The sequence below is a fragment of the Brachybacterium paraconglomeratum genome (assembly GCF_039541415.1).
Lineage (GTDB): Bacteria > Actinomycetota > Actinomycetes > Actinomycetales > Dermabacteraceae > Brachybacterium > Brachybacterium paraconglomeratum_A.
Genome location: NZ_BAABGE010000007.1, coordinates 146,709 through 172,520, shown reverse-complemented (window position 1 = coordinate 172,520; position 25,812 = coordinate 146,709). Strand labels below are relative to the sequence as shown.

The 25,812-nt window shown below is 69.3% G+C and carries 22 protein-coding genes; 6 read left to right on the top strand and 16 right to left on the bottom strand.

Annotated features, from left to right (window positions below; translation table 11 throughout):
* Positions 1 to 81: 81 nt before the first annotated feature.
* Positions 82 to 1,206: a hypothetical protein gene (locus ABD893_RS10075; RefSeq protein WP_345079196.1), complete on the bottom strand. Its 1,125-nt coding sequence runs from the start codon at positions 1,204 to 1,206 to the stop codon at positions 82 to 84.
* The gene (gene mnmA, locus ABD893_RS10070; RefSeq protein WP_345079193.1) at positions 1,203 to 2,309 is read right to left on the bottom strand and encodes a tRNA 2-thiouridine(34) synthase MnmA; all 1,107 of its coding nucleotides are present in this window, start codon (positions 2,307 to 2,309) and stop codon (positions 1,203 to 1,205) included. Before mnmA ends, ABD893_RS10075 begins: the two co-directional genes overlap by 4 nt.
* A gap of 113 nt (positions 2,310 to 2,422) precedes the next feature.
* Between mnmA and ABD893_RS10065 the strand changes: the two genes are divergently transcribed.
* A complete protein-coding gene (locus ABD893_RS10065; RefSeq protein WP_345079190.1) occupies positions 2,423 to 3,265 on the top strand; it encodes a phosphotransferase family protein in 843 nt (280 codons plus the stop codon).
* 52 nt (positions 3,266 to 3,317) lie between these two features.
* On the opposite strand, the gene ABD893_RS10060 is transcribed toward ABD893_RS10065, so the two are convergent.
* From ABD893_RS10060 to ABD893_RS10030, 7 genes are read right to left on the bottom strand one after another with little or no spacing between them, the layout of a single operon-like run.
* Positions 3,318 to 4,535: a cysteine desulfurase family protein gene (locus ABD893_RS10060; protein ID WP_345079187.1), complete on the bottom strand. Its 1,218-nt coding sequence runs from the start codon at positions 4,533 to 4,535 to the stop codon at positions 3,318 to 3,320.
* Complete coding sequence (locus ABD893_RS10055) at positions 4,532 to 5,506, bottom strand: ICP22 family protein (protein WP_345079184.1); 975 nt, start codon at positions 5,504 to 5,506, stop codon at positions 4,532 to 4,534. Before ABD893_RS10055 ends, ABD893_RS10060 begins: the two co-directional genes overlap by 4 nt.
* Positions 5,503 to 6,498, bottom strand: a complete 996-nt coding sequence (locus ABD893_RS10050; protein WP_345079181.1) for a vWA domain-containing protein — start codon at positions 6,496 to 6,498, stop codon at positions 5,503 to 5,505. The genes ABD893_RS10055 and ABD893_RS10050 overlap by 4 nt, the downstream gene beginning before the upstream one ends.
* Positions 6,498 to 7,520 (bottom strand): vWA domain-containing protein, encoded by a 1,023-nt coding sequence (locus ABD893_RS10045; RefSeq protein WP_345079178.1) that lies wholly within the window; start codon positions 7,518 to 7,520, stop codon positions 6,498 to 6,500. Before ABD893_RS10045 ends, ABD893_RS10050 begins: the two co-directional genes overlap by 1 nt.
* On the bottom strand, positions 7,511 to 8,017 hold the full coding sequence (locus tag ABD893_RS10040) for a hypothetical protein (protein WP_345079175.1): 507 nt from the start codon (positions 8,015 to 8,017) through the stop codon (positions 7,511 to 7,513). The genes ABD893_RS10045 and ABD893_RS10040 overlap by 10 nt, the downstream gene beginning before the upstream one ends.
* A complete protein-coding gene (locus ABD893_RS10035) occupies positions 8,004 to 8,900 on the bottom strand; it encodes a DUF58 domain-containing protein (protein WP_345079172.1) in 897 nt (298 codons plus the stop codon). The genes ABD893_RS10040 and ABD893_RS10035 overlap by 14 nt, the downstream gene beginning before the upstream one ends.
* 55 nt (positions 8,901 to 8,955) lie before the next feature.
* Positions 8,956 to 10,092: an AAA family ATPase gene (locus ABD893_RS10030; protein WP_345079169.1), complete on the bottom strand. Its 1,137-nt coding sequence runs from the start codon at positions 10,090 to 10,092 to the stop codon at positions 8,956 to 8,958.
* Between the two features lie 243 nt (positions 10,093 to 10,335).
* Here ABD893_RS10030 and glgX point away from each other — a divergent pair, with 243 nt between their 5' ends.
* The 3 genes from glgX (at position 10,336) to glgB (ending at position 16,966) form a co-directional block, all read left to right on the top strand.
* A complete protein-coding gene (glgX, locus tag ABD893_RS10025; RefSeq protein ID WP_345079166.1) occupies positions 10,336 to 12,579 on the top strand; it encodes a glycogen debranching protein GlgX in 2,244 nt (747 codons plus the stop codon).
* 63 nt (positions 12,580 to 12,642) lie between these two features.
* Positions 12,643 to 14,670, top strand: a complete 2,028-nt coding sequence (locus ABD893_RS10020) for a maltotransferase domain-containing protein (RefSeq protein ID WP_345079163.1) — start codon at positions 12,643 to 12,645, stop codon at positions 14,668 to 14,670.
* Between the two features lies 1 nt (position 14,671).
* Positions 14,672 to 16,966: a 1,4-alpha-glucan branching protein GlgB gene (gene glgB, locus ABD893_RS10015; protein ID WP_345079160.1), complete on the top strand. Its 2,295-nt coding sequence runs from the start codon at positions 14,672 to 14,674 to the stop codon at positions 16,964 to 16,966.
* Between the two features lie 165 nt (positions 16,967 to 17,131).
* Here the strand turns inward: glgB and ABD893_RS10010 are convergent, their stop codons facing one another.
* The 3 genes from ABD893_RS10010 to ABD893_RS10000 all read right to left on the bottom strand — a co-directional run bounded on the left by ABD893_RS10010 (position 17,132) and on the right by ABD893_RS10000 (position 20,331).
* Positions 17,132 to 18,037 carry a co-chaperone YbbN gene (locus tag ABD893_RS10010; protein WP_345079157.1) on the bottom strand — a complete coding sequence of 302 codons (906 nt, stop codon included), beginning with the start codon at positions 18,035 to 18,037 and terminating at the stop codon, positions 17,132 to 17,134.
* Between the two features lie 75 nt (positions 18,038 to 18,112).
* Positions 18,113 to 19,210: a DUF8094 domain-containing protein gene (locus tag ABD893_RS10005; protein WP_345079154.1), complete on the bottom strand. Its 1,098-nt coding sequence runs from the start codon at positions 19,208 to 19,210 to the stop codon at positions 18,113 to 18,115.
* Complete coding sequence (locus ABD893_RS10000; protein WP_345079151.1) at positions 19,207 to 20,331, bottom strand: hypothetical protein; 1,125 nt, start codon at positions 20,329 to 20,331, stop codon at positions 19,207 to 19,209. The genes ABD893_RS10005 and ABD893_RS10000 overlap by 4 nt, the downstream gene beginning before the upstream one ends.
* A 196-nt stretch (positions 20,332 to 20,527) precedes the next feature.
* On the opposite strand from ABD893_RS10000, the gene nucS reads away from it, so the two are divergent.
* A complete protein-coding gene (gene nucS, locus ABD893_RS09995) occupies positions 20,528 to 21,235 on the top strand; it encodes an endonuclease NucS (protein ID WP_345079148.1) in 708 nt (235 codons plus the stop codon).
* Positions 21,236 to 21,288: 53 nt separating this feature from the next.
* Positions 21,289 to 22,518, top strand: a complete 1,230-nt coding sequence (locus ABD893_RS09990; RefSeq protein ID WP_345079145.1) for an N-acetylglucosamine-6-phosphate deacetylase — start codon at positions 21,289 to 21,291, stop codon at positions 22,516 to 22,518.
* Positions 22,519 to 22,597: 79 nt separating this feature from the next.
* Here the strand turns inward: ABD893_RS09990 and ABD893_RS09985 are convergent, their stop codons facing one another.
* The 4 genes from ABD893_RS09985 to ABD893_RS09970 are packed head-to-tail and all read right to left on the bottom strand — an operon-like array spanning position 22,598 to position 25,756.
* Positions 22,598 to 23,029 carry a DUF2550 family protein gene (locus ABD893_RS09985; RefSeq protein ID WP_345079142.1) on the bottom strand — a complete coding sequence of 144 codons (432 nt, stop codon included), beginning with the start codon at positions 23,027 to 23,029 and terminating at the stop codon, positions 22,598 to 22,600.
* Between the two features lie 25 nt (positions 23,030 to 23,054).
* Positions 23,055 to 23,336, bottom strand: a complete 282-nt coding sequence (locus tag ABD893_RS09980; protein WP_345079139.1) for a F0F1 ATP synthase subunit epsilon — start codon at positions 23,334 to 23,336, stop codon at positions 23,055 to 23,057.
* A complete protein-coding gene (atpD, locus tag ABD893_RS09975) occupies positions 23,333 to 24,790 on the bottom strand; it encodes a F0F1 ATP synthase subunit beta (protein ID WP_345079136.1) in 1,458 nt (485 codons plus the stop codon). Before atpD ends, ABD893_RS09980 begins: the two co-directional genes overlap by 4 nt.
* 51 nt (positions 24,791 to 24,841) lie before the next feature.
* Positions 24,842 to 25,756 carry a F0F1 ATP synthase subunit gamma gene (locus ABD893_RS09970; protein ID WP_345079133.1) on the bottom strand — a complete coding sequence of 305 codons (915 nt, stop codon included), beginning with the start codon at positions 25,754 to 25,756 and terminating at the stop codon, positions 24,842 to 24,844.
* Positions 25,757 to 25,812: the final 56 nt, after the last annotated feature.

The window sequence follows — 25,812 nt, the reverse complement described above, 5'->3', positions numbered from 1 at the left end:
TGTGACGCACGGGCGGACTGCGGCGCACGGGCAGGGAGCGGAGCCGCCGATATCAGTCAGGCCAGGAACCTCCGGGGCAGGTCAGGCGGTCAGGCGTTCCGCCCATGAGGGCGCGACCCGCAGCAGTGCCTCGAGCGCCTGCTCGTCGAGCAGGGTCGATGCCTCCGGCTGGGCGGAGGGATCGACCAGGCCGCTGTGCAGGTCATGGGACGCGCCGGTGTGGGCGATCACGGCGATTCCCGCAGCGTCGGCATCGCTGTGTCCCAGGCGCCGCCAGGTCTCGAACATCATCTCCAGCTCGGGGCCCAGCAGCCCGCCGGGCCTGGGGTCGACGACCAGTTCGAAGACGCAGCCGTCGTCGGCGGCTTCAGCGATGCCCTCCCAGAGCGCACGGCCCTCCGGGGTGGTCAGCGCGGGCAGCCGGCGCGGGGCGATCGCCATCCGGCGGGCACCCGCGTCACGGGCGGCGCGCAGCAGGGAGATGTCGGCTCCGACGCCGAGCGTGACGGAGTTCGCGTCCAGTCCGTACTCCTCGAGGGCCACGAACAGGCAGCTCCAGAGCACCCCGATCTCCTGGGCGGGCAAGGGCGCGTAGCGACGCCGACCGGAGGGCGTGGGGATCCGGCCCTGATGGACCGCGGCCACGGCATCCTCTCGCAGCAGCACGTGAAGCTGCGCGCCGGGGACCCGCTCCTGCAGGGAGGTCAGATGGCCGACCAGCCCCTCAGCCAGCAGCATCGGCAGGTCACGCACGGCCCCGGGATCGCCGAGCGTCCGCTCCCCCGACTGCAGAAAGGTGGCGCCGGAAAGGGTGGCGGGGCCCAGAGCGGTGGTCATCAGCGCACCCTCATAGCCCAGCAGGGCGATCCGTGCCGCATCCAGCATCCGCTCCCGCAGCTCGCGGGCGTGCTGCCAGGCCCGTCCGGTGCCGGAACCCAGGCGCCAGCCGTAGCTGACGAGGTCTCCGGTGGTCTCGGCGAGCAGAGCCAGACTGGCCGGGAGCAGATGGTCGGTCTCGTCGCGACCGAGCGCGGAGGGCAGATAGAGCCGGGTGGCGATCTGCTCCTCGAGGTCATCACCGAGCAGGGAGCGCAGGCGCATGAGCGCCGCGAGCGGCGGGTCCTGCGGAAGCTCGAGCCTGAGCGCCTGCTCAGGCGTGGGAGCACGGAAGGTGCCGTCTCCGGTGAGGGTGACCAGGGGCTTCATCGACGGCGCTCCAGGGTGGCGGCGGCCAGGACTCGGTCTCCGTCATAGATGACGAGGGTCTGGCCAGGGGCGACACCACGGATAGGAGTGCTGAGCTGCACCCGCAGGCTGCTGCCGGCGCCGTTCGCGGGCTCCTCGGTGGATGGGGTCTCGAGGATCACCGCAGGGGTCGCGTCGCCGTGGGCGCGGATCTGGGCATGGACCTGACGTCCCACCTCGAGCGGCTCGAAGGAGATCACGTCGGTCGCGATCAGCTCCCGCGTGGACAGCAGCTCACCGGCTCCGATCACCACCTGGCGGGAGTCAGGATCGATGTCCACGACGTAGCGGGGGGCACCGTCGGGAGCGGGTTGCTGGATCCCCAGGCCCTTGCGCTGACCGATCGTGAAGCCGTGGGTCCCGCGGTGGGTGCCGAGCACCGTTCCCTGATCGTCGAGGACCTCGCCCGGCGCCTCGCCGAGGTTGCGCTCGAGGAAGCCGCGGGTGTCCCCGTCGGCGACGAAGCAGATGTCGTAGCTGTCGGGCTTGGTGGAGACGCCGAGTCCGCGGGATCGGGCTTCTTCGCGCACCTCGGCCTTGGTCTCGTACTCGCCGAGGGGGAACAGGGAGCGGCCCACGGCCTCCGGCCCCATCACCGCGAGCACATAGGACTGGTCCTTCGCCATATTCCGTGAACGGTGCAGGGACGGCGCGCCGTCCGGTCCGTCGGTGCGGATCGAGGCGTAGTGACCGGTGCACACGGCATCGAAGCCCAGCAGGGTGGCGCGCTCCATGAGCGAGGCGAACTTGATCCGCTCGTTGCAGCGCACGCAGGGGTTCGGGGTGCGGCCTGCCGCGTACTCGGACAGGAAGTCCTCGACGACCAGGTCGTGGAAGTCATCGGAGAGGTCCCAGACGTAGTACGGGATACCGATGCGGTCGGCGGCGCGGCGGGCGTCCGAGGCGTCCTCCACCGTGCAGCAGCCACGGGAGCCGGTGCGGGTCTGGTCGCGGTTCTTCGACAGCGCCATATGCACGCCGACCACCTCATGCCCGGCCTCGGCTGCGCGCGCCGCCGCGACCGCGGAATCCACGCCGCCGCTCATCGCTGCCAGCACCTTCACCCCGTCCACCTTCCCTCGTCCGGCTGTCCAGTGTACGGAGCGGGGGCTCGCAGCCCAGGGGTGGAGAACGTGATGTTCGCCCCGGATGGCACGGATGTCAGTACGGTCGTGCCATGGCACTGAGCGCATTGACCGAGCACCAGCGGGCCCTGCTGGACCGGTGGCTGCCGGACGCTGCGCTGGCGCACGACCACAGCTGGGGGCTGGTCCAGACCACTGTGCTCCAGCTCGAGTCGCCCGTGCACGGCGCCGTCATCGTGAAGGCCGGCGGCCCTGCGGACCATCACCTCCGCCGCGAGCTGCGCGCCCATCGCGAGTGGCTCGATCCGTGGGTGCGCACCGGGCATGCCCCGCGTCTCCTCCACGCCGATGAGGAGGCGAAGCTGCTGGTGACCAGATTTCTTCCCGGCACGCTGGTGGAAGGCCACGGTGCGCAGAGTGATCCAGGCACCTATCGGCAGGCCGGGGAGCTGCTGGCCCGCTTCCATGCCCAGCAGTCCGTGACGGTGACGGACTGGGACGCGCGCCTGGCGGACCGGGCTCGGAGCTGGCTCGAGCAACCGCACCGTATCGACATTCACGCGGCCGCGCACCTGAGCGCGGAGGTCGATGCCTGGGAGCCGACGGGCGAGGTCACGCTGGTGCCGACCCATGGGGACTGGCAGCCGCGCAACTGGCTCATCGATCAGGGCCAGGTGCGGGTGATCGACTTCGGCAGGGCTGATCTGCGGCCGCGCGTCGAGGACTTCGCCCGACTCGCCCGGCAGGACTTCGCCCGCGATCCTCGTCTCGAGGAGGCTTTCCTCGCGGGATACGGGCATGATCCGCGCGAGGGCAGTCTCTGGCGGCGCACGCTGGTGGTCGAGGCGATCGGCACCGCGGTCTGGGCGTTCGGGGTCGGGAACGAGCCCTTCGAGCAGGTGGGGCTGCGCCAGATCGCCCAGCTCCTCGGCTGACCCGGCCGAGCTCGGCTGACCCGGTTGCACACGGTATCCCGTGGGATTGCTGTCAGCCCATGAGCGCGCCGACGGCGCGAGCCCTGATGAGCGCTTCGGGCAGCGCCGCCCACAGGATCTCAAGGTCACGCTCGGTGCTGGTCCAGCCCAGGGAGAGGCGCAATGCGCCGCGCGCCTGCTGATCGGTGATGCCCATCGCGGCAAGGACCGGGCTGGCCTGGGTCACCCCGGCGGAGCAGGCGGAGCCCGCTGCGGAATCCACCCCGCGCTCATCGAGCAGGAACAGCAGGGAGTCCGAGTCCGCACCCGGGAAGACCACGTGCACGATGTGCCCGGACTGCGGGGTGGCCTCCGCGAGGGTGAAGCGGGCCTGCGGATCGATCTCGCGGATCCCCGCGCGGAGCTTCCCCGCCAGCTCCTGCAGCCGTGCGGACTGTGCCTCGCGCTCGGTGAGAGCCTCCTCCAGGGCGGCGGCGAAGGCGGCGGTGTGGGCCGCATCCAGCGTCCCCGAGCGCACGCCCCGCTGCTGCCCCCCACCGGTGCTGAACGCCGCGAAGGGCACCCCGGGCTTCGCCACCAGGACACCCACCCCGACCGGAGCGCCGAGTTTATGCCCCGACAGGGACATCAGATCCACGTCATCCCAGCTCGGCAGCGGCACATGTCCCGCGGCCTGCACGGCATCGGTGTGCACCAGGGTGCCGTGCTCCCGGGCGACTGCGGCAACTGCAGCAAGATCCTGCAGCGCTCCGGTCTCGTTGTTGACCAGGGCTGCGCTGACCACGCCGACGGCGCCATCGGCGAGCGCTCCGGCGAGGGCGGGCATCCGCAGCGCGCCCTGCGGATCCACCGGCAGCTCACGCACCTCGACCCCGGGATCGCCGACGGTCAGGGACTGAGCCGTGGCGAGCACCGCGGGATGGTCGGTCGCGGCGACGGCGACCGCCGTGCGCGCCGGATCCTTCTGCCGGACGCCGAGGGTCACGGCGCGGATCGCGAGGTTATCCGCTTCGGTGCCCCCGGAGGTCATGATCAGCCAGCTGCGGGGCACGTCCAGCAGCGAGGCGATCCGTGCCAGGGACTCGTCGAGCACTCCGCGCGCCCGTCGGCCCGAGGCATGCACGGAGGAGGGGTTCCCCCGCACCGCGGAGGCGTCGAGGAAGGCGTCACGTGCCGCGGGCCTCAGCACCGTGGTCGCGGCATGGTCGAGATACGCGCGGTCGAGGTCAGTGCGGTCGAGGTCGGCGCGAGCTCCCGGCTCGCGGGTCACCACGGCTTCACCGGATCGTCCTGCGAACCTCCGGGCTCCTCTTCGCCATCGCCGCCCTGCGCATCGCGGTTGCGTTCCTCGAGCTCGTCATCCTTCTGGTCCTCTTCCGAGTTGCCGCTGGTGGGTGCCTCCTCGTCGGGACCGTCCCCCTCGGGATCCTCTCGAGAGGGATCGCCGGGATCGTCCTGGCCCGGGGTGCCTTCGTCCTTCCCCTCGCCGCCGCTCGACTCGTCGCCGCGTTCGTCGGGGTCGTTGCCGGCCTCCTCGTCGGCTTCCCGCCGCTTCTCCTCGACGCGCTCGCCGTTGCCCTCGGTGGTCTCGGAGTCCTCGTTCCCGGCTCCGCCGCCACCCTCGCCCTCACCCTCGCCGCCACCGCCGCCACCGGCGCAGGGGGCGAGCAGCGTCTCGGCCTCGAAGAGGCGGTCAGCGCGCTGCTGCGGGTCCTCGAGCAGATCGGCCTGGCGTTCGATCGAGATGGCGAGGTTGTTGAGGATCTTGCACTGGGCGTGCATCGGCGAGTTCAGGTCGCTGTGAGCGTTCCACTCGTCCATGGACAGCCGCAGCTCCTTCTCGGCGGCGGCGTCCTCCCCCTGCTGCAGCAGGGCGGTTCCCTGGGACAGGTGCGGCAGATACGGCTCGAACCAGTTGGCGAACTCCACCGGTCCCAGGCGCTCGATGGCTGCGGGATAGTCCCCGTCCTCGTAGGCGCTGAGGTGGGTGGCCTGGGTGATCGGCATGGAGACGAACTTGACCGTCAGCAGGGCCAGCGCCAGGATCAGCGGGGAGAGGATCACGAACACGATGATGCGGGTCAGGCGCAGCCGTTTCACGTTCAGGCCGAAGTCCTTGGGGCTGCCGCTCTGATCCTGCGCGAGCGGGGACCCAGGACCTGCAGCGCCTGCAGGATCTGTCGCGACCGCAGTGCCGGCAGTGCCCGCGCTGCCGGGATGCTCTGCTGGGGGTGTGCTCATCGCTGCGCTCCTGAGATGTCGTAGCGGTCCAGTCGGCGGGGCAGCCGGTAGGTCATCTCTCCGAGCTCCCAGATCAGCAGTGCGGCCAGCGGAATCGCGGCCACCCAGTACCAGTCCTCGAAGCTCGCGACCCCGCGGGTGGACTCGATCGGGATCGGGCGGAGGGTGACCCCCTCCATCGTGCCTTCGATCGGTGCCGCCGGGTCCGTCCGGTGCAGGTAGGGCACTCCCATCTCCCCCGCGATGGTCTGCAGCTGCTGCTCGTCGATGCTCGAGATGCCCTGCTGGCCATCCGGTCCGGTGATGTACTCGCCGTGATCCTTGCCGCCCTCGACCTTCATCGGCCCGCCCTCGGGAGTCCCGTAGCCGAGCACCGCCCCGCCGTCGACGAAGCCTGCGGCCTGACCGAAGGATTCGGAGTCCCGCTCGTCGGTGTTCTCCCCATCGGAGAGGAAGTAGACCAGGACGCTGGAGTCGGGATCCTCGGAGCGGGCCTCGGAGATCTCCACCATCAGCGGGGTCAGCGCACGGTCGACGTTCGAGCCCGTCGAATAGGAGGTCGGCTCGGTGGTCAGGGTGTCGATCCAGGCGCGCGCGGCACCGGCGTCCGTGGTCAGCGGCAGCTGCTGCGTCGCGGTGGAGTCGAAGGCGATGATCGAGTAGCGCGCGCCCTCGGTGAGCCCCATGATCTGCTCCATATCCGCCTTCACCCCGTCCAGACGCGGCTGCTGCTCCGCATAGTCCTCGGCATTCATCGAACCGGTGCGATCCACCACGAAGAAGACGTTGGCGTTCATCCGCTGGGTCTGCTCACCCTCGATCGGGGTCACCGGGCGCAGCGCGACCACCAGCAGCAGCAGGATCATCAGCAGGCGGCGCAACCAGGCGGTGCGCTGGCGCGGCCGACGCACCAGCAGCACCGTGCACAGGACCAGCATCGCGCCGAACAGCGGGATCGTGGCCCACAGGGGCATCAGGTGCTCGAGATGCATCAGCGGGCCCTCCATCCCAGGATCAGGATCCCCAGGAGCGAGAGGAAGGTGAGCACGAACCCGAGGGTCGGGTGGTCCGTGCGGACCACGGTCGGAGTCGCTCCCAGCACCTCCGCCTGCGTCTTCTGGATCTGGTTGATGATCGAGGGGATCGCCTCCGGGTCCGAGGATTCGTACAGCTCGCCGTCCTGGTCCTCGGTGGCTGTCTGCAGCTCCTCGAAGCACTGGGGGCCGCATTCGTAGGCCCCGGGATAGAAGGTGTACAGGTCGATATCGCGCGAGGACACCCTCTCGGTCGCTTCCTGGAGGGTGAAGATCGGCTCGCCGTTGACCTCGTTGTCGGTCGCGAAGATGATCGAGCGGGATCGATCCTGCTCGGCCTGGTCGAAGACCTGCGCACAGGAGGCGAGGCCGTCGGGGACGATCGAGGCCTCATCGGCGATGCCGCGGGTGCCGTCCACGAAGTCGACGTACTGACGCACCTTGTCGTCGGAGTAGTCCTGGGTGCCCAGGCGGTAACCGAACTCGTCGAAGTTGATCGCTTCGGCGCCGTTCTCCAGCTCCCGCTTGATCAGGTCGTAGTCATTGGTCAGCGGGAACACGGTGCGGCTGGTCGAGTTGAAGATCGACAGCGCCACCCGCTCCCCTTCGAAGCTGTCGACCATCTCCGCGAAGGTGGAGAGGATCTCGGTGTCGTATTCGTACATCGACCCCGAGACGTCCAGGCACAGCACGATGTCCCGTGAGGAGAACTCCGGGGTCTCGATCCGCTCACTGGCGATCCGCCCGGACAGCAGCGAGGCCGCGATCACGGCGAACACCGCGACGCCCACCTGGAGCACGCGCACCGCGCGGGCCGTGCGCTGAGCCCGCAGGAAGCTCGGGATCCGATCCATGTACTGCGAGTTCGCCACCAGCACCGGGGAGCGACGCATCGCACGACGGTTCCAGAAGGTGATCGCCCAGACGGCGATCGCCGCCAGCAGCAGCAGTGCGGTGACCCACCAGAAGATCATGACCATGCGCGGATCACCTCCCTCGCCCGACGCACGGAATCTCGTAGGTCGCGATCGGAGGACTTCGCGAAGTCCGGCTCGTAGAGATCCGCGATGAGCTCGCCGACCGCGCGGGTGCGCTGATCGGCCAGCAGGGTCACCAGGTCCTGGCTGGTCACGTCGTTCCCGGTGGTGCGCCGCACGAAGCGGCGCATCACGCCGGTGAGCTCGTGATGGCCGTCCCGCGCCTCGAGCTCGCCCCCGTCATGGCGATCGGCGATGTCGTTCACAGCGCGCAGGAACTCCGCTTTCAGGGTCTCGACGTCACTGGGGCGATGGCGGTAGGCGATGCGCTTCTCGATGGCCCGCGTGATCTTCAGGGTGCCCAGGATGAGCGCGATGATCAGCAGGATGCACAGCACTGCGAGGATCACCCAGGCGATCGAGTACTGGGGAGGGGCGATGATCTCCGGGGGCGCGGGCTCGGCCAGCAGCACGCCCGCGACCAGCTCAGGAACGGCCATGGCGGTACTCCCTCGACCGCAGCATCGCGATCATGTCGTCCACCACGGTGCTCTCGCCCTGGGTGAGCATGTGACTGATGTGCAGGCGGTCCAGCATCTCCTCGATGCCCTCGCTGCGCGCACGTCGGTACGCCGCGACGTCATGGGCGACCCGTTTCGAGGTGCGTGCCATCGCGCCGATCTCGCGAGGTGAGTCCACATCGACCACCTCGTGATCCAGTGCGGCGCTCTGCAGCGGGTCGGCATCCGCGATGCGGATGACGATCAGATCATGGCGTGTCTTCAGGCGCCGCAGCAGCGTGAAGTCCTCGACGGTGGGGTGCGCCTCGTCGGTGATGATCGTCATCAGGGTCGAACGCGTGGTGACCCGGAAGGCGCGTTCGAGCAGCCAGGAGGTGTTCGCGGCGCCGGCCGCCGTGGTGGTCGCCTGCTGCGCGGTGCGCAGCAGCAGTTCGAGGTGTCCGTCGCTCGAGCGCGAGGGAAGCTGGATCGGGCGGTTCTCCTGGCCCGCGACCATCCCCACCAGATCGCCGTTCTTCTGCGCGAGGAAGCACACCATGCCGGCGGCCATGATCATCGCGTCGCGCTTGGAGCTGCCGTCGGCGGCGGTGGCGGCCATCGCCGCGGAGGTGTCGACGACGATCGAGAGGTGGCGCACCCGCTCTTCGTTGAACTGCCGGATCAGCGGTTCTCCGGAGCGAGCGGTGGCCTTCCAGTCGATATCGGAGATCTTGTCGCCGGGCTGGTAGTACTTCAGGTCGTCGAAGTCCTCGCCGCTGCCCTTGAACAAGGACCGTCCCCGGCCTTGGATGAGTCCGCGCGCCCGGTTCGAGGTGTGCAGATCCACCCGTGCCTTGACACGGGTCAGCAGCGACGTGGCCATCGAGTCGTCCAGTCTCCCTCAGTCGGTCTCAGTCGTTCTCGGTCGTGGGCGCCGCTCAGGGCATCGGCACGGCGTGGAACACCGCGTCGATGATCTGTTCCGGCGTGATGCCGCTGGCCAGTGCGTCGAAGGTGAGCACCAGGCGGTGGCGCAGCACCCCGTGCCGCATCGCTCGCACGTCATCAGGGGTGACGTAGTCACGCCCGTTCAGCAGCGCATGCGCCTGGCCCACCTTCATCAGCGCGAGCGAGCCGCGGGGACTGGCCCCCACCCGCACGGACTGGGTGAGGTTCGGGACCGGGCGCGGGCCGGAGCCGCGGGTGGTGAAGATCAGATCGATGATGTATCGCTTCACCGCGGGATCGACGTACACCTGGTCGACCATCTCCTGGAGGAAGCGGACGTCCTCGAGGGTCACGGTGCCCACCGCCTCGCGGGGGCCGGTGAGGCTCCCGGCGGTCGAGCGGTCGAGGATCTCATGCTCCTCGGCCGGGCGCGGGTAGGTGAGGATCTCCTTCATCAGGAAGCGGTCCATCTGCGCCTCGGGAAGGACGTAGGTGCCCTCCTCCTCGATCGGGTTCTGCGTGGCGAGCACCATGAACGGCTCCGGCAGGCGATACACCTCACCGCCGATGGAGGTCTGCCGTTCCTGCATCGCTTCCAGCATCGCGGACTGCGTCTTGGCGCTCGAGCGGTTGATCTCGTCCAGCAGCACCACGTTCGCGTGCACCGGGCCCAGCTGAGTGGTGAAGGTCCCCGTGCCCGAGGAGTAGATCTGAGTGCCGATGATGTCGTTGGGCATCAGGTCGGGGGTGCACTGGATCCGCGCGAAGGAGCCGGTGATCGAGGAGGCCAGCGCGCTCGCGGCGGTGGTCTTGGCCAGCCCCGGCACCGACTCCAGCAGAACATGCCCGCCCGCCGCCAGGGCGGCGATCAGCGTCGTACGCAGGTTCTCCTGGCCGACCACGCGAGAGTGGAAGACCCCGGAGATGGTCGAGATGATCGCTCCGGTCCGCTCGAGGGCGCCGGGCGCGATGGCGGGGCTCGCGGGCGCGAACCCGCCGGGACGCTGGGAAGCCCCCGGCGCAGGCCGGCCCGGCCCCGGAGCGGAGGCCGCCGACGTCCCGGGCGGTGGCCCCGGCACCATGGGCCGCGCCTGGTTCCCGGCGTGCTGGCTGGGTGGATTGCTCATGCGCTGCGGTTCCCCCGTCATGCGTTCGACTCGTGCGACTGGTGCTGCTCGTGCTCGGCGGGCACGACCACGATGCCCTGTCCCTCCCCCGAGGAGGCCGGAGGCCGGACCTGTCGTGGCCATGCTGATGACCCGCCGGCCGCCAGCAGCGGATCACGGATCACCGCGTCGATCCTAGCGGCACCGGTCACCCCGCACGCGAGTCGGTCTCGGCGCGGGCGGCGGTGATGGGAGAATGCCCAGGTGCTAGCTGACCATTTCGACCGCGCGACTCCCCCTGTCGCCCCCACCTCACCGGGGCTGTGGGTGGACGCCCAGGGCCGCGGCACCTTCGCCGTCGCGGCTCCCCGAGCGGAATCGATCGATCTCTGCATCCGCCAGGGCTCCACCGAGCACCGTCAGCGGCTGCGGCACTTCGACGGCGGCCTGCGCTGGGACTGGGTCAGCGGGATGACTCCCGGTACCCGCTACGGGCTGCGTGTCGATGGCCCCTGGGATCCCACCGCCGGAATGCTGTGCAACCCGCGGAAGCTCCTGCTGGATCCCTGGGCCCGCGGAGTCTCGCACTCCTCGTCGCTGCTGAGCTCCTTCTTCCCCTTCGAGGTCGATGCGATGCTCGACCGGGTGGGCGAGACCCCGATCCGCAGCGAGGTCGACAGCGGTGACGATGCCATCTGGTCCGTGGTCGTCACCGACGAGTTCGACTGGCAGGGCGATCTGCGCCCGCTCGTGGACTGGGACTCCACGGTGCTCTACGAGATGCATGTCAAGGGGTTCACCCAGCTGCATCCTGAGCTCCCACCCGAGCAGCGCGGCACCTACGCCGGGCTGGGCCACCCCGCGGTGACCAGCTACCTCCGCAGCCTCGGGGTGACCACCGTCGAGCTGCTCCCCCTCCACGCTGCGATGGACGAGCCGCACCTGACCCGGCTGGGGCTGACCAACTACTGGGGATATTCGACCCTGTCGTACTTCGCCCCGGACCCCGCCCTCGCCACCCCGGCGGCCCAGCACGCCGGCGCCCAGGCCGTGCTCGATGAGGTCAAGACGATGGTGCGGAACCTGCACGCCGCAGGATTCGAGGTCATCCTGGATGTGGTCTACAACCACACCGCCGAGGGCGGAGCCGACGGCCCCTCGCTCTCGCTGCGCGGCCTGGACAACCTCGAGTACTACTGGATCGACCACGGCACCTTCTTCGACGTCACCGGGACCGGCGGCACCCTGGACCCCCGCTCGCGGCACGTGATGGACCTGATCCTCGCCTCGCTGCGCTACTGGGTGCAGGAGGTCCACGTGGACGGCTTCCGCTTTGATCTGGCGGCCACACTGGGCAGGGACGACCGCGGCTTCAGCCCTGACCATCCGCTGCTGCGCGCGATCCTCACCGATCCCGTGCTGCGCGGCGTCAAGCTCATCGCCGAACCCTGGGACGTGGGCACCGGCGGCTGGCAGACCGGGAACTTCCCGGCCCCGTTCACGGAGTGGAACGATGCCTTCCGCGACGATGTCCGTGCCTTCTGGCTCTCCGACCGGGCGATGCGCGAACGCTCGGGCAACGACGCGATCGGGGGCATCCGCGACCTCGCCACCCGCCTGGCCGGCTCCGCAGACCTGCTCACCGGACAGGACCCCCTCGAGCTCCCCGCCGGGCACAGCCTCCGCTCCCCCTGGGCGTCGGTCAACTACGTCACGGCCCATGACGGCTTCACGCTGCGGGACCTCACCGTCTACGAGACCAAGCACAACGAGGCCAACGGCGAGGACAACCGCGACGGCACCTCCGACAACCGCTCCTTCCATCACGGGCAGGAAGGAGAGCTCGAGCCGGGCAGGGACGGCGCAGCAGAGATCGAGGACGCGCGGCGGCGCACCGCCCGCAGCATCCTGGCGACCCTGCTGCTGGCCTCCGGCACCCCGATGCTCACTGCTGGCGACGAGCGCTATCGCACCCAGCAGGGCAACAACAACGCCTACTGCCAGGACAACGAGATCTCCTGGATGGACTGGAGCCACAGCCGCCGCAGCGACCAGCTGCGCGAGACCGTCTCCCGGCTGCTGCAGCTGCGCGGCGAGCATCCGCAGCTCCGGGCACCGCACTTCCTGCGCCCCGCCGACCCGGCCGCGCTCGATGCCGGGCAGGTCGCCTGGTTCGGCACCGAGGGCCTGCCCATCGCGCACGAGCAGTGGATGGATCCCTCCCAGCACCTGCTCGCCATGCTGCGCCCGGCGATCCCAGGCCGGGAGGGCTCCGAGCACCTGCTCGTGGTCCTCTCCACCGAGGCCGACGAGGTCACTCTGCAGCTGCCGAAGGCTCCCTGGCCGCAGGGCACCGCACGGGTCCTGCTGGACACCGCGCTCGAGAGTCCCGAGGACCTCTCCTCCACTCCGCTGGTGGATCGGAGTGTCACAGTGGCGCCCGGCAGCGTGATGGTCATCGGGATCACGCCTGTCGGCGCAGAGAGGACCTCCGAGCGGCTATCGTGAGGACCGTCACCGCGACCGTCGCAGAGCACCTCGTCAAGGACGAGAGCTCAGCTAGGAGAGGCCATGTCCGAGACCACTGACCGCACGGGGCTGGACGCCGGCATCGGGCGCATCCCGATCATGGCGGTGCACCCCGTCGTCGACGGCGGCAGGTACCCAGCACGCTGCGTCGAGGGCGAGACCGTCACCATCGGCGCCACCGCCTTCCGAGAGGGTCACGACGCGATGGGCGTGCAGCTGGTGCTGACGTCACCAGAAGGCACAGAGCAGCGCCGCGCGCTCGATCTCGTCGAACCCGGGATGGACCGCTGGGAGACCTCTATCCGCACCGAGCAGCTCGGTCGCTGGAGCTTCCGGATCGAGGCATATTCCGCACCGTTCAGCACCTGGGCGCACGTCGCCGAGGTGAAGATCCCCGCAGGGATCGACACGGATCTGGTCTGCGCAGAGGGCGCACTGGTGCTCCAGCGGGCGCTCGCCGAGATCGAGGACGGGACCCGGCCCGCCTCCGACGGGCCGCTGCTCCGCGCCGCGCTCGAGAGCCTGCGCGCCCCCGGCCTGCCGGCCTCCGCCCGCGTCGCCCCGGCGCTCGCCGCCGATCTGCGGGGAATCCTCACCGAGCGTCCGCTGCGCGAAGGGGTCACCGTCGCCGGTCCGTTCGCGCTCGAGGTCCAGCGCCGACGGGCGCTGTATGGCTCCTGGTACGAGTTCTTCCCCCGTTCGGAGGGAGCCCACTTCGACCCCGAGCACGGCTGGACCTCCGGCACCTTCCGCACCGCGATCCGATCCCTGGATCGGATCGCCGAGATGGGCTTCGACGTCGCCTACCTCACGCCGATCCACCCGATCGGCTCGACCTTCCGCAAGGGGCGCAACAACACCCTGGATCCGCAGCCCGGGGATCCCGGCTCCCCCTACGCGATCGGTGCGGCGGCGGGCGGCCACGACGCCATCCATCCCGAGCTGGGCACCTTCGAGGACTTCGACGCCTTCGTGGCTCGGGCGAAGGAGCTCGGTCTCGAGGTCGCGATGGATATCGCGCTGCAGTGCTCGCCTGATCACCCGTGGGTGCAGGAGCACCCGGAGTGGTTCACGGTGCAGGCCGACGGCACCATCGCCTACGCGGAGAACCCGCCGAAGAAGTACCAGGACATCTACCCCCTGAGCTTCGACACCGACTACGAGGGTCTGTATGCCGCGGTCCGCGACATGCTCGAGCTGTGGGTGGCGCACGGGGTGACGCTGTTCCGGGTCGACAACCCCCATACCAAGCCGGTGCGCTTCTGGGAGGAGCTCCTGGCCGAGTTCGCTCAGACGCATCCCGAGGTCATCTTCCTGGCCGAGGCCTTCACCCGGCCCACCATGATGCACACCCTGGGCAAGGTCGGCTTCCACCAGAGCTACACCTATTACACCTGGCGCGAGAGTGCCGAGGAGCTGCGCGAGTACCTCGAGGAGCTGGTCGAGACCGCTCCCTTCATGCGGCCCAGCTTCTGGCCCACCACTCACGACATCCTCACCCCGTATATGAGTGCAGGCGGCCGGCGGGCCTTCGTGCTGCGCGCCATCCTGGCCGCGACCCTGGTGCCGACCTGGGGCATCTACAGCGGTTACGAGCTCGTCGAGGACGTCCCCCGGCCCGGGGCGCAGGAGCAGATCGACAACGAGAAGTACGAGTTCAAGCCCCGCGACTACGCCGGTGCGCTGGCCCGGGGCGAGAGCCTCGAGCCGCTGCTGGGGACGCTGAACCGGATCCGTCGTGAACATCCCGCGCTGCAGACCCTCACCACGATCCGCTTCCACGAGGCCGACGACGAGCAGGTGCTGGTCTTCTCCAAGCATCTCGACGCCGCAGCCACCGGCACCGGGACCCCCGACACGGTGCTGGTGATCTCGCTGACCGCCCATGACCGCGATGCCTGGACCACTCTGAGCCTGGATCTCGAGGCGCTCGGGGTGAGCGAGGAATTCGAGGTCGAGGACCTGCTGACCGGCGAGAGGTTCCGCTGGGGACGCGAGCCCTACGTGATCCTGAGCGCCGAGGACCGTCCCGCGCACATCCTGCGGATCATCCACCCCGAGGAGAGCTGACATGACTGATACTCCGGCCACTCCGGCCACTCCCGCCCGTGGCGCGACCACGCCTGCGGGCCCGGCGCCGCGACCGGCCACCGGCGACGGCGCCGCGTCGCCCTCCACCCCGGTGATGCCGCTGGGTGAGCATGAGCTGGGTTCCACCGCGACCGGCAGCTATCACGAGCCCCACTCGGTGCTCGGTGCTCACGACTACGAGGGAGCGACCACCGTGCGCACCCTCAAACCGCTCGCGCACCAGGTCTCGGTGCTGCTTCCGGACGGCACCGTCCACGCCATGGCGCACGAATACGACGGCATCTGGGTGGCGTCGCTGCCGCTGCCCGAGCTGTCCTCCTATCAGATCCGCGTGACCTGGTCCGAGGGCGCAGCCCCGGTGGACCTCGAGGAGCCGTACCGCTTCCTGCCGACCGTCGGCGAGCTGGACCTGCACCTCATCCAGGAGGGCCGCCACGAGGAGCTGTGGCAGGCTCTGGGCTCGCATGTGCGCACCCTGGGCGGCGACGCGGACCCTGTCGAGGGGACCTCCTTCACCGTCTGGGCACCGAACGCGCGTGCTGTGCAGGTGGTGGGCTCGTTCAACGGCTGGGACGGGCGGATGCACGCGATGCGCTCGCTGGGCTCCTCCGGGGTCTGGGAGATCTTCGTCCCCGGTGCCGGTGACGGCGAGACCTACAAGTACCGGATCCTGGGTGCCGACGGCACCTGGCGCGACAAGGCGGACCCGATGGCCCGCTACGCCGAGGTGCCACCGGCCACCGGCTCCGTCATCACCACCAGCAGCTTCGAATGGACCGACGAGCACTGGCTGGCCAAGCGCGCCGCCCAGGATGCGGTCGCCTCAAGGATGTCGATCTACGAGGTGCATCTGGCCAGCTGGAGGCCGGGCCTGAACTATCGGGAGCTGGCCGTCGAGCTGACGGACTATGTGCGCGACATGGGCTTCACCCACGTCGAGTTCATGCCGGTGGCCGAGCACCCCTTCGGCGGTTCCTGGGGATACCAGGTGACCGGCTACTACGCCCCCACCTCACGCTTGGGGACCCCTGATGAGCTGCGCCATCTGATCGACACCCTCCATGGCGCCGACATCGGCGTGATCCTGGACTGGGTCCCGGCGCACTTCCCGAAGGACGAGTGGGCGCTGGGCCGCTTCGACGGCACCCCGCTGTACGAGCATGCCGATCCGCGCCGCGGCGAGCATCCCGACTGGGGAACCTATGTCTTCGACACCGGCCGCAACGAGGTGCGCAACTTCCTGGTCGCCAACGCCTGCTACTGGCTCGAGGAGTTCCACGTCGACGGGCTGCGGGTCGATGCCGTCGCCTCGATGCTGTACCGGGACTATTCGCGCGAGGAGGGGCAGTGGCTGCCCAACCAGCATGGCGGGCGCGAGGACCTCGAGAACATCGCCTTCCTCCAGGAGACCACCGCCACCGCGTACAAGCGCGCCCCGGGCATCATGATGATCGCCGAGGAGTCCACTTCGTTCCCGGGCGTCACCCGTCCCACCGAGACCGGCGGACTGGGCTTCGGGTTCAAGTGGAATATGGGGTGGATGCACGACACCCTCGAGTATCTCGGCCAGGATCCCGTGCATCGCCAGTACCACCACGGCGAGCTGACCTTCTCGATGGTCTACCAGTACTCCGAGAACTTCGTGCTCCCGCTGAGCCATGACGAGGTCGTGCACGGCAAGGGGTCGCTGCTGCGCAAGGCGCCGGGCGACGACTGGCAGCAGGCGGCGAACCTGCGCGCCTATCTCGCCTTCCAATGGGCGCACCCCGGCAAGCAGCTGGTGTTCATGGGCATCGAGTTCGCCCAGGGCACCGAGTGGTCGGAGCAGGCCGGACTGCCCTGGTGGCTGCTGGAGTATCCCCTGCACCGGGGCGTGCAGCAGCTGGTGAAGGATCTCAACGCTCTCCAGGAGGAGTTCCCCGCGCTCTACGAGCGCGATCAGGACCCGGGCGGCTTCGAGTGGCTGATCGGTGACGATGCGAGCCATAATTCGCTGTCCTTCGTGCGGCGCGATCACGCCGGCGATCCGGTGGTCGTGGTCGTGAACCTCTCGGCGCAGCCCTGGCACGAATACCGGATCCCGCTGCCCGAGGGCGGCGCCTGGCTCGAGGTGCTGAATTCTGACGCCCCCATCTACGGCGGCAGCGGGGTGGGGAACCTCGGCCGAGTGCACGCGGAACAGCTGCCGCAGCATGGCCGTGACTTCTCGGTCCGACTGTCGGTGCCGCCGCTGGGCGCAGTCGTGCTGGTCCCCGAGCGGTTGCGCGCGAGCTGAGCCCCGCCAGATCCTCGCCGCCTGCGGCGCAGGAGCTGCGGGACATGAGTGAGGCGCGGTGCTGTTCCCCTGGGGGAACAGCACCGCGCCTCACTCTCTACCTGGGACTGTCCGCCCGGAACCCTAAGTCAGGGACAGCGCCCGACGGGCCGGACCCGCGCCAGCTCAGAACAGCAGGTTCGCCATGCGCTTGCGGGCCGGCATCACGCGCGGGTCCTCGGCACCTGCCACCTCGAACAGTTCCAGCAGGCGAGTCCGCACGATGTCCTTGGTCTCCTGATCGGCGCCGCGCAGCAGATCCAGCAGGCGTGCGAAGGCATCCTCCACGTGACCGCCGAGCATGTCGAGGTCCGCAGTCAGCAGCTGGGCGCCCAGATCGGTGGGGTGCTGCGCGGAGGCTTCCCGGGCGGCGGCCAGCTCGACGCCCTGGGTGCGGCGCATCAGGTTCACCATCGCCAGCCCAGCCTTCGCCTCGGCATCCGCCGGGGCTTCCTGGAGCTGCTTCTGGTAGGCGGCCACCGCCGCGTCGAGATCACCCTGCTCGATCGCCGCGTAGGCCTCGGCGATCAGCGGCGGCAGCGGCTCCTCGACAGGAGCTTCCTGACCGCCCTCGCCGGCGGGGATCTCCATGCCCTGCTGACGGGCCACCTCGAGCACCTGGGTGAGAAGATTGTCGATCTCCGCGTCCGGGATCACCGCCTGCACGATCGGCTGCACCTGGCCCATGATCAGCAGCAGCAGAGTGGGCAGCTGCTCGACGCGCAGCGCGGACGCCACCCGCTCCTGGGTGTCGGCATCGACGAGCGCGAGCCGGATCGCCCCGCCCCGCGCGTCGACCGAGCGACGCAGCGAGGTGAGGAACTGCTCCCCCTCGGGGACCCGGGAGCTGGTCACCAGCAGCAGGGTGGGCACCTGCTGGGAGTCCGTGATCAGCTGCTCGAGGCCCTGCTCGGTGACAGCGACCTCGTAGGCCGAGGGCGTACCGGCACCCGCTGCCTTGCCAGCGGCGCCCCCGCCGCCGGCAGGCTGCTTGAGCGCGGCAAGATCGATGATTCCGTACGGATCGGTCACAGGTGTACTCCTTCGACGACTGCGGGATGGGTCCAGTCTAGGGAGTCAGGCCGAGCAGGCGCTGAGCCCGCCAGCTCACTTCCCGCTGGCATTCAGCGCGGTCTGGGTGGCGCCGATCGGCTGCACCTGTCCACCGGCATCCTGAGAGGGGATGTAGAGCGCGACATGGGTGCCGTACTCGCGGATGTACTCGGAGGTGAACTCCTTCTTGCCGATCACCTTGGTGTACTTGTTGTCCTCGGCGTAACGCATCGTGGCGCCATCCTTGATGGAGACCTTCCGGGTGGACATCAGCGTGCCCATCACGATCGCGCCGCCCTCATCGGTGCGCAGGCCGGCCAGCTCGCCGTCCTTGACCGTGTAGGCCTCGCGCACGGTCGCGGCCTCATCCCATTCCACCCCGGCGTTGAGCTCGGAGCGCTCCGTCTGGATGCGCTCATGGGTGCCAGTCTGGAAGGGGTTCGGGGCGAGCAGGTCGTCCGGGTCGGCGGCGTCGCCGTCGGTGAGCACCGTGGCGTAGAGCGCGAGCGCCTCGGCCGGAGTCATCACCAGGCCTTCCGTATCAGCGGTGACCTGCTCTGCACCGACCAGCTCATCAGCGACCATCGGCATCTCGATGCCCACGGCCTGCTGGGCCCAGCCCCAGGCGGTGTAGGGAGTCTTCGCATCGGCCTGCTGCAGCGCCATGAAGTACGGGACCCCGTCCTTCTCGACGGAATCCTGGACCAGCGCGATGGCGACCCGAGGGAACTCCGCGGTGACGGAGGTCATGGGCACGATCAGCTCCGCGCCGGGAACCTTGAGGTCCTCAGCCCACTCCTCCGCCTTGGCGATCATGGCGTAGGTGGCGGTGCGGAACTCGACGGCGGAGCCGGAGACGCGCGGCGCGAGCAGCGCCGCGTCCCGTGCCTCATCGGCGGCGACCACAGCAGCGTTGACCTCGGGCACGATGGCCGCGAACTGCTCCTTGGTCTGCACCGGAGTCGGAGTCGCCTCGTCCTGCGGCTGCCCCGTGGGCGGAGCCTCCGGCGGTGCGGGCTCGGCCGTGCAGGCAGCGAGCACACCGCTCGCCATCAGAGTTCCGGCACCGAGGAAGAGGCTGCGGCGACCGACGGGTCGACTGTTCATGGTGGTGTCCTTCAACGCAAGGTGGGGCAGGTCGTGGCGGGTCATCGACGCTCCTCGTCATCACCGAAGAGCCGGACCGGCCCTGCGGGATCCGAGTGATCGTCCTCGGCGCCGGGCGCGTCTGCCGCGCTGGGCGCTTCCTCGGTGATGGGCGCGTCGGCCGAGTCCGGCGCGTCGTCCGCAGTGTGTGCGTCGTCCGAACCCGGCGTGTCGTCGACGCTGGGTGTTCCGAGCGACCAGACGCTCTCCTCCCGCGCGGAGTCGCTGCCGGGGGTCGCGGAGCTGACGACGGCTTCGTCAGCAGGCGCGGCGTCAGCAGGCACGTCCTCAGCAGGCGCCGCGCCAGCAGGTGCCGCGTCAGCCGCTGCGGACTCATCGGAGCGGGCCGTCGCAGCAGCGGCGCCCCCACCGGCCGCAGCACCGCTCAGGACCGGAGCCGCGTGATGTGGCTCGACGGGATCTCCGGGCTCGAGAGACTCTCCGGGCTCGACGGGCTCCCCGTCCTCGACGTTCCAGTCCTCATCCTCGTCGCGGCGTCGGCCGCCGAGGGAGACCACCAGCAGCACCAACCCGATCACGGCGATCGTGGCGCCGCCGGCGTAGGCGAAGGGCACCCACTCGTTCTCGGCCTCGACCGGCCAGGTGATGGAGACCTTGTCCGCGCCGGGTGCGGTGCCGTCGGTGACGATCAGCAGCGAGCGGTAGGGCTGCGGGCTCTCGCCGTTCTCCCCGTTCTCCTTCGCCCAGAGCGCAGCCACATCGATCGTGGCGGGGCTGGGCGTCGTCTCGACCGAGCGCCAGAGATCGGACGTGGTCGGGTCGGACAGCTCCCCGGCGCCGTCGGGATTGACGTCCTGGGTGCTCAGCGTGGTCCAGTCGCTGGCGCCGGTGATCCGGGTGTAGTGCACGCCTTCCAGGTAGGCATCGATGTCGCCGTTCGCGGCATCGATCACGGAGACGTCGGAGGCGCCTTCGATGACGACCTGGCCCTCCTCGCCGCCCACATAGAGCACCCCGGGATCGATCACCACGGCCGAGCCGGGATTGTCGAGGGTGACGCTCGCGGTGGTCTCGGTCTCGGGCGCCCAGGTGGTCTCCCCCAGGCGTCCCAGCACGAGTCCGATGATTCCGATGAGGATCAACAGGACTGCCAGGGGTCGTTGCACGGTAGGAAGCTCCTTCAGGGTGGCCCGGGTTCGGGACCGGTGCGGGGACCTGCTCACGATACGAGCGGTGCGGAGTCCAGACCAGGGCCTAGTGAGCATCTGCACCTGGGTAAAGCGCTTCTCATGGTCGTCTCATCGAACTCTCATCTCCGCGGCGGGGACAGAGTCGTGCTCGCCGGTGCCGTACGCTGGCTGGGTGCGTCTCGTCGTAGCCCGTTGCTCAGTCGACTACACCGGTCGGCTCACCGCCCATCTTCCGCTCGCCCCTCGGCTGCTGATCGTCAAAGCCGATGGCAGCGTCCTCATCCATTCCGATGGTGGCAGTTACAAGCCCCTGAACTGGATGAGCCCTCCGTGCACGCTGTCGACCACCCGTCGCAGCGATGAGGAGGTGGCTGAGGATCCCGATGGTGACTGGATCGAGCAGTGGGATGTGGTCCATGGGAAGACGGGCGACAAGCTGCGAGTGCGGCTCCACGAGGTCTTCGAGGATTCCTCCCATGAGCTCGGTGTGGACCCCGGCCTGCAGAAGGACGGCGTCGAAGCGCACCTGCAGGCTCTGCTGGCGGACAACATAGAGACACTCGGCACGGGCTGGTCCCTGGTGCGGCGCGAGTACTACACCGCGATCGGCCCGGTGGACATCCTGGCGCGCGATGAAGCGGGCGGTTCGGTGGCGATCGAGATCAAGCGACGGGGCGAGATCGACGGCGTCGAGCAGCTCACCCGCTATCTCGAGCTCCTCAACCGCGACCCGCTGCTCGCCCCCGTGCGCGGCATCTTCGCCGCCCAGGCCATCAAGCCGCAGGCGCGGGTGCTCGCCGGTGACCGTGGCATCGACTGCGTGACCCTCGACTACGACGCCCTGCGCGGGATCGACGACGCCGAGTCCCGCCTGTTCTGACCGTCAAGCCGGTGACGATGGCCCGGGCACCCACCGCCTGATCAGGAGAGACCATGAGCACCTCCGAGCCCCAGCGCTCCCCCGCCCTCACTCCCGAGCTGGTGCTGCGAGGCACTGCCGTGCTCGAGCAGGGCCTGGTGCCGGACGCACTGCTGATGATCGACGGCGGCGAGATCCTCTGGGCGGGGCCCGCCGCACTGGCACCGGAGCATGAGGCCGCAGAGGTCCTGGCCCATGATGGCCTCCTCCTGCCCGGGCTCGTGGATCTGCATTGCCACGGCGGCGGCGGGGCGTCGTTCCCCGATGCGAACGATCCCGGTGAGCTGCTCACCGCGGTGCATGAGCATCGCCGCCACGGCACCACCAGCCTGGTCGCCTCTCTGGTCACCGCCGCTCCGCAGACGCTGCGCTCACGTGTCGCAGAACTCGCACAGCTCGCCGCCGACGGGGAGATCGCGGCGATCCATCTCGAGGGCCCGTTCATCTCGGTCCAGCGGCGCGGAGCCCAGAACCCTGAGCACATCACCGGCGGAGATGCCGACCTCGTGCGCGAGCTCGCCCAGATCGCCGGCGGCGCACTCGCCACCATGACCGTGGCCCCGGAGGCCGAGGGGGCGGACGAGGTGATCGAGGCCCTGGCGGAGGTCGGGGCCCTCCCCTCGCTCGGTCACACCGACGGCACCAGTGCCCAGATGACTCGGGCGGTCCAGCACGCCCGCACCGAGCTGCGACGGGAGCACGGGCGCTCAGCACTGCCCACCGCGACCCATCTGTTCAACGGGATGCGCCCGATCCATCATCGGGATCCAGGCCCGGCGCTGGCCGCACTGGACGCCGCCGCACGGGGGGAGCTGGTGGTGGAGGTGATCGCGGACGGCGTGCACCTCGACGCACGCACCGTGGCCCATGTCTTCTCGATCGCTGCCGAGGGCAATGTCGTGCTCGTGACCGATGCGATGGCGGCGGCGGGGATGCCGGATGGCCAGTACAGCCTCGGGGCGCTCGATGTCACGGTGGACGCGGGGGTGGCGACCCTCACCGGCGGCACCTCGATCGCCGGTGGCACCGCGCACCTGCTCGATGTGGTCCGCTTCGCGGTCACCGAGGCCGGGGTGGACCTCGTCCGCGCCGTGCGCGCCGCATCCACAGTGCCGGCCACGGTGCTCGGCATGCAGGATCGGATCGGGGTGCTGGCCGCGGGCCGACGGGCCGATGTCGTCCTCGCGGATGCGCAGCTGCGGCCGGTGACCGTGCTGCGCGACGGCGTGGCAGTGAGCGTCTGACGCTCTGCGCCTCGCACTGCGCGACTCGCGCAGCGACGCGGCCGGTCAGTCGACAAGGTTGGTCCGTCGACGTCGTGGCTCAGTCGGCGTCGCCGAGGACCATCCCGGTCGGCGCGGCTTCGAGCCAGGAGTTCAGCGCTGCGCCGGAGACCAGGTCGACGATCGCGCTGACCTCGCGCCCGCCCTTCAGGTCGAACTCGAGGAGGTAGCTGTCCTCACCGCCCTCGACCGGAGACTGCAGGCGACGCCGAGAGACGTCCAGGATGTCGATCCGCCGGATCACCACCTCCGGCCGCACCCCCAGCGAGAAGGCCCGGAACCAGCGCAACCGGTCATTGCCGAAGCGCATCAGGCCGTGCTGCCAGCTGGTGCCGCCCACCAGCCCCCGACGCCGCAACGTGCATTCGAAGGCGCCTCGCCGGCGGGAGACCAGCCCGTGCCGAAGCACCACGAGCAACGCCGCCACGACGATGAGCATCCCGACCCCCAGCAGGAGGATCGGGATGCTCATCTCGGTCATGGTCGGGGCGCGCGCTTCAGAACCGGGAGTCCTGCGACTCGACGCTCGTCGCGTCGTCCACGCCGATGGTCACGACATCGGAGTCGACCGAGACGAAGCCGCCGTCGACGGCAAGCTGCTCGACATGGCCGTCCTGGTCGATGATCCGCACCGTGCCGGAGCCGAGGATCGCCAGGGTCGGCTGCATCTGGGGCAGGATGCCCATCGAGCCGTCCACAGCAGGCACGACGACCTGTGCGGCCTGACCGGTCCAGACGGTCCGGTCCGCGGTGACGAAGGTGACGTCGAGCGCACTCACGCGCCGAGCTCCTTGTCGATGCGGTGCTGGTTCTCGAGCACCATGTCGATGCCGCCGACGTTGAAGAAGGCGGACTCGGTGATGTGGTCGAACTCGCCGTCGCAGATGCCCTTGAAGCCCTCGATGGTGTCGCGCATCGTGACATCCGAGCCGTCGACGCCGGTGAACTGCTTGGCGAGGTGGGTGTTCTGCGAGAGGAACTGCTGGATGCGGCGTGCCCGCGAGACGATGACCTTGTCCTCCTCGGACAGCTCATCGACGCCGAGCATGGCGATGATGTCCTGCAGCTCCTTGTTGCGCTGGAGGATCTGCTTGACACGCACCGCGGTGTCGTAGTGCTCCTGACCCACGTAGCGGGGGTCGAGGATCCGCGAGGTGGAGCTCAGCGGATCGATCGCCGGGTACAGACCGCGCGAGGCGATCTCACGGGAGAGCTCTGTGGTGGCGTCGAGGTGGGCGAAGGTGGTCGCCGGGGCCGGGTCCGTGTAGTCGTCGGCCGGCACGTAGATCGCCTGCATCGAGGTGATCGAGTGGCCGCGGGTCGAGGTGATGCGCTCCTGGAGCACACCCATCTCGTCCGCGAGGTTGGGCTGGTAGCCCACGGCCGACGGCATACGGCCCAGCAGGGTCGACACCTCGGAGCCCGCCTGGGTGAAGCGGAAGATGTTGTCGATGAAGAGCAGCACGTCCTGGCTCTGCACATCGCGGAAGTACTCCGCCATGGTCAGTGCCGAGAGCGCGACGCGCAGGCGGGTGCCCGGCGGCTCGTCCATCTGGCCGAAGACCAGGGCGGTCTTCTCGATGACGCCGGACTCGGTCATCTCCTCGATGAGGTCCCAGCCCTCACGGGTGCGCTCGCCCACACCGGCGAACACGGAGACGCCGTCGTGGTTGTTGGCCACGCGGTAGATCATCTCCTGGATGAGGACCGTCTTGCCCACGCCCGCGCCGCCGAACAGGCCGATCTTTCCACCCTGCACGTACGGGGTGAGCAGGTCGATCGACTTGATGCCGGTCTCGAACATCGTGGTGGACGACTCGAGCTGGTCGAAGTTCGGAGCCTTGCGGTGGATCGGCCAGCGCTCGGAGATCTCGAGCTCGGAAGCCGGCTTGTTCAGCGGGTTGCCGACCACGTCGAAGACGGTGCCGAGGGTCGCATCGCCCACGGGCACCGAGATCGGGGCGCCGGTGTCGGTGACGGCCTGTCCGCGCACGAGGCCGTCGGTGGGCTTCAGCGCGATCGCACGGACCATCCCGTCGCCCAGGTGCTGGGCGGTCTCGAGCGTCAGGGTCGAGGCCTCGAGGCCCGAGCCTTCCGCGGAGATCTCGATGGTCAGCGCGTTGTAGAGGTTCGGGATGTTCCCCGGGGGGAACTCGATGTCGACGACGGCGCCGGTGACGCGGGCGACGCGCCCGGCGGCGGTCGCAGTCTGAGCGGGGGCAGTGGTGGTCATGTGCGTTCTCTCCATGTCTTGCCGACGCGCGGGGCGCAGTCGGCCAGGGTCTCAGCGTTCGGTGCGGCCAGATCCCGAGAGGGCGTCGGCGCCGCCGACGATCTCCGTGATCTCCTGGGTGATCTCCGCCTGGCGAGCGGAGTTCGCCAATCGGGTGAACTTGTCGATCTGGGTCTCCGCGTTATCGGTCGCGGACTTCATCGCACGCTGCGTGGACGCGTGCTCCGAGGCCATCCCCTGGAGCAGGATGTTGATGATCCTCGCCTCGACGTAGCGCGGCATCAGCTCCGCGACGACGGTGTCGGCGTCGGGAGCGAACTCGTACAGCGGGAACGTCGGCCGGGACGCCTCTGCGCCCGCCTCGACAAGACCCATCGGCACCATTCGGATGGACTTCGTATCCTGGGCGAAACGGGTTCTGAACTGGGTGCTGACCACGTACAGCTCATCGAGATGCACGGACTGGTCCTCGCTGAGGAGATCCTCGGTGAGGACACCAGCGATCTCCCGACCGAGATCGGGCAGCTCATCCTCCTTGTACGGCGTCCATGAGCGCTGCGGCGGGCGGTTGCGGAAGCGGTAGTACGACTCGCCCTTGCGGCCGACGACGTACATCACCGGTTCCTTGCCCTCATCCCGCAGCGTGTTCGCGAGCTGCTCGGCAGCCCGGATCACGTTGTGGGAGTACGGACCGGTCATGCCGCGATCCGCCGTGAGCATCAGGATCCCCGCACGGCCCGTCTGGCGGCGCTCGCTGTCCAGGAACGGGTGCGTGATCTCATCGGAGTGGGTGGCCACCGAGCCGATGGCGCTCGTGAGCGCCTCGGCGTACGGCGTCGTCGCCAACACCCGGGCGTGGGCCTTGGCGATGCGCGACGCAGCGACCATCTCCTTGGCCTTGAAGATCTTCTTCATCCCTTGGGCTGAACGGATCTTCTGCTTGTAAACCCTCTGTTGGGCTCCCATGTCTCTCCTCGTGCGGGGTGGATGCGTCCGGCGGATGCCGCCGCCTGGTCAGAGGC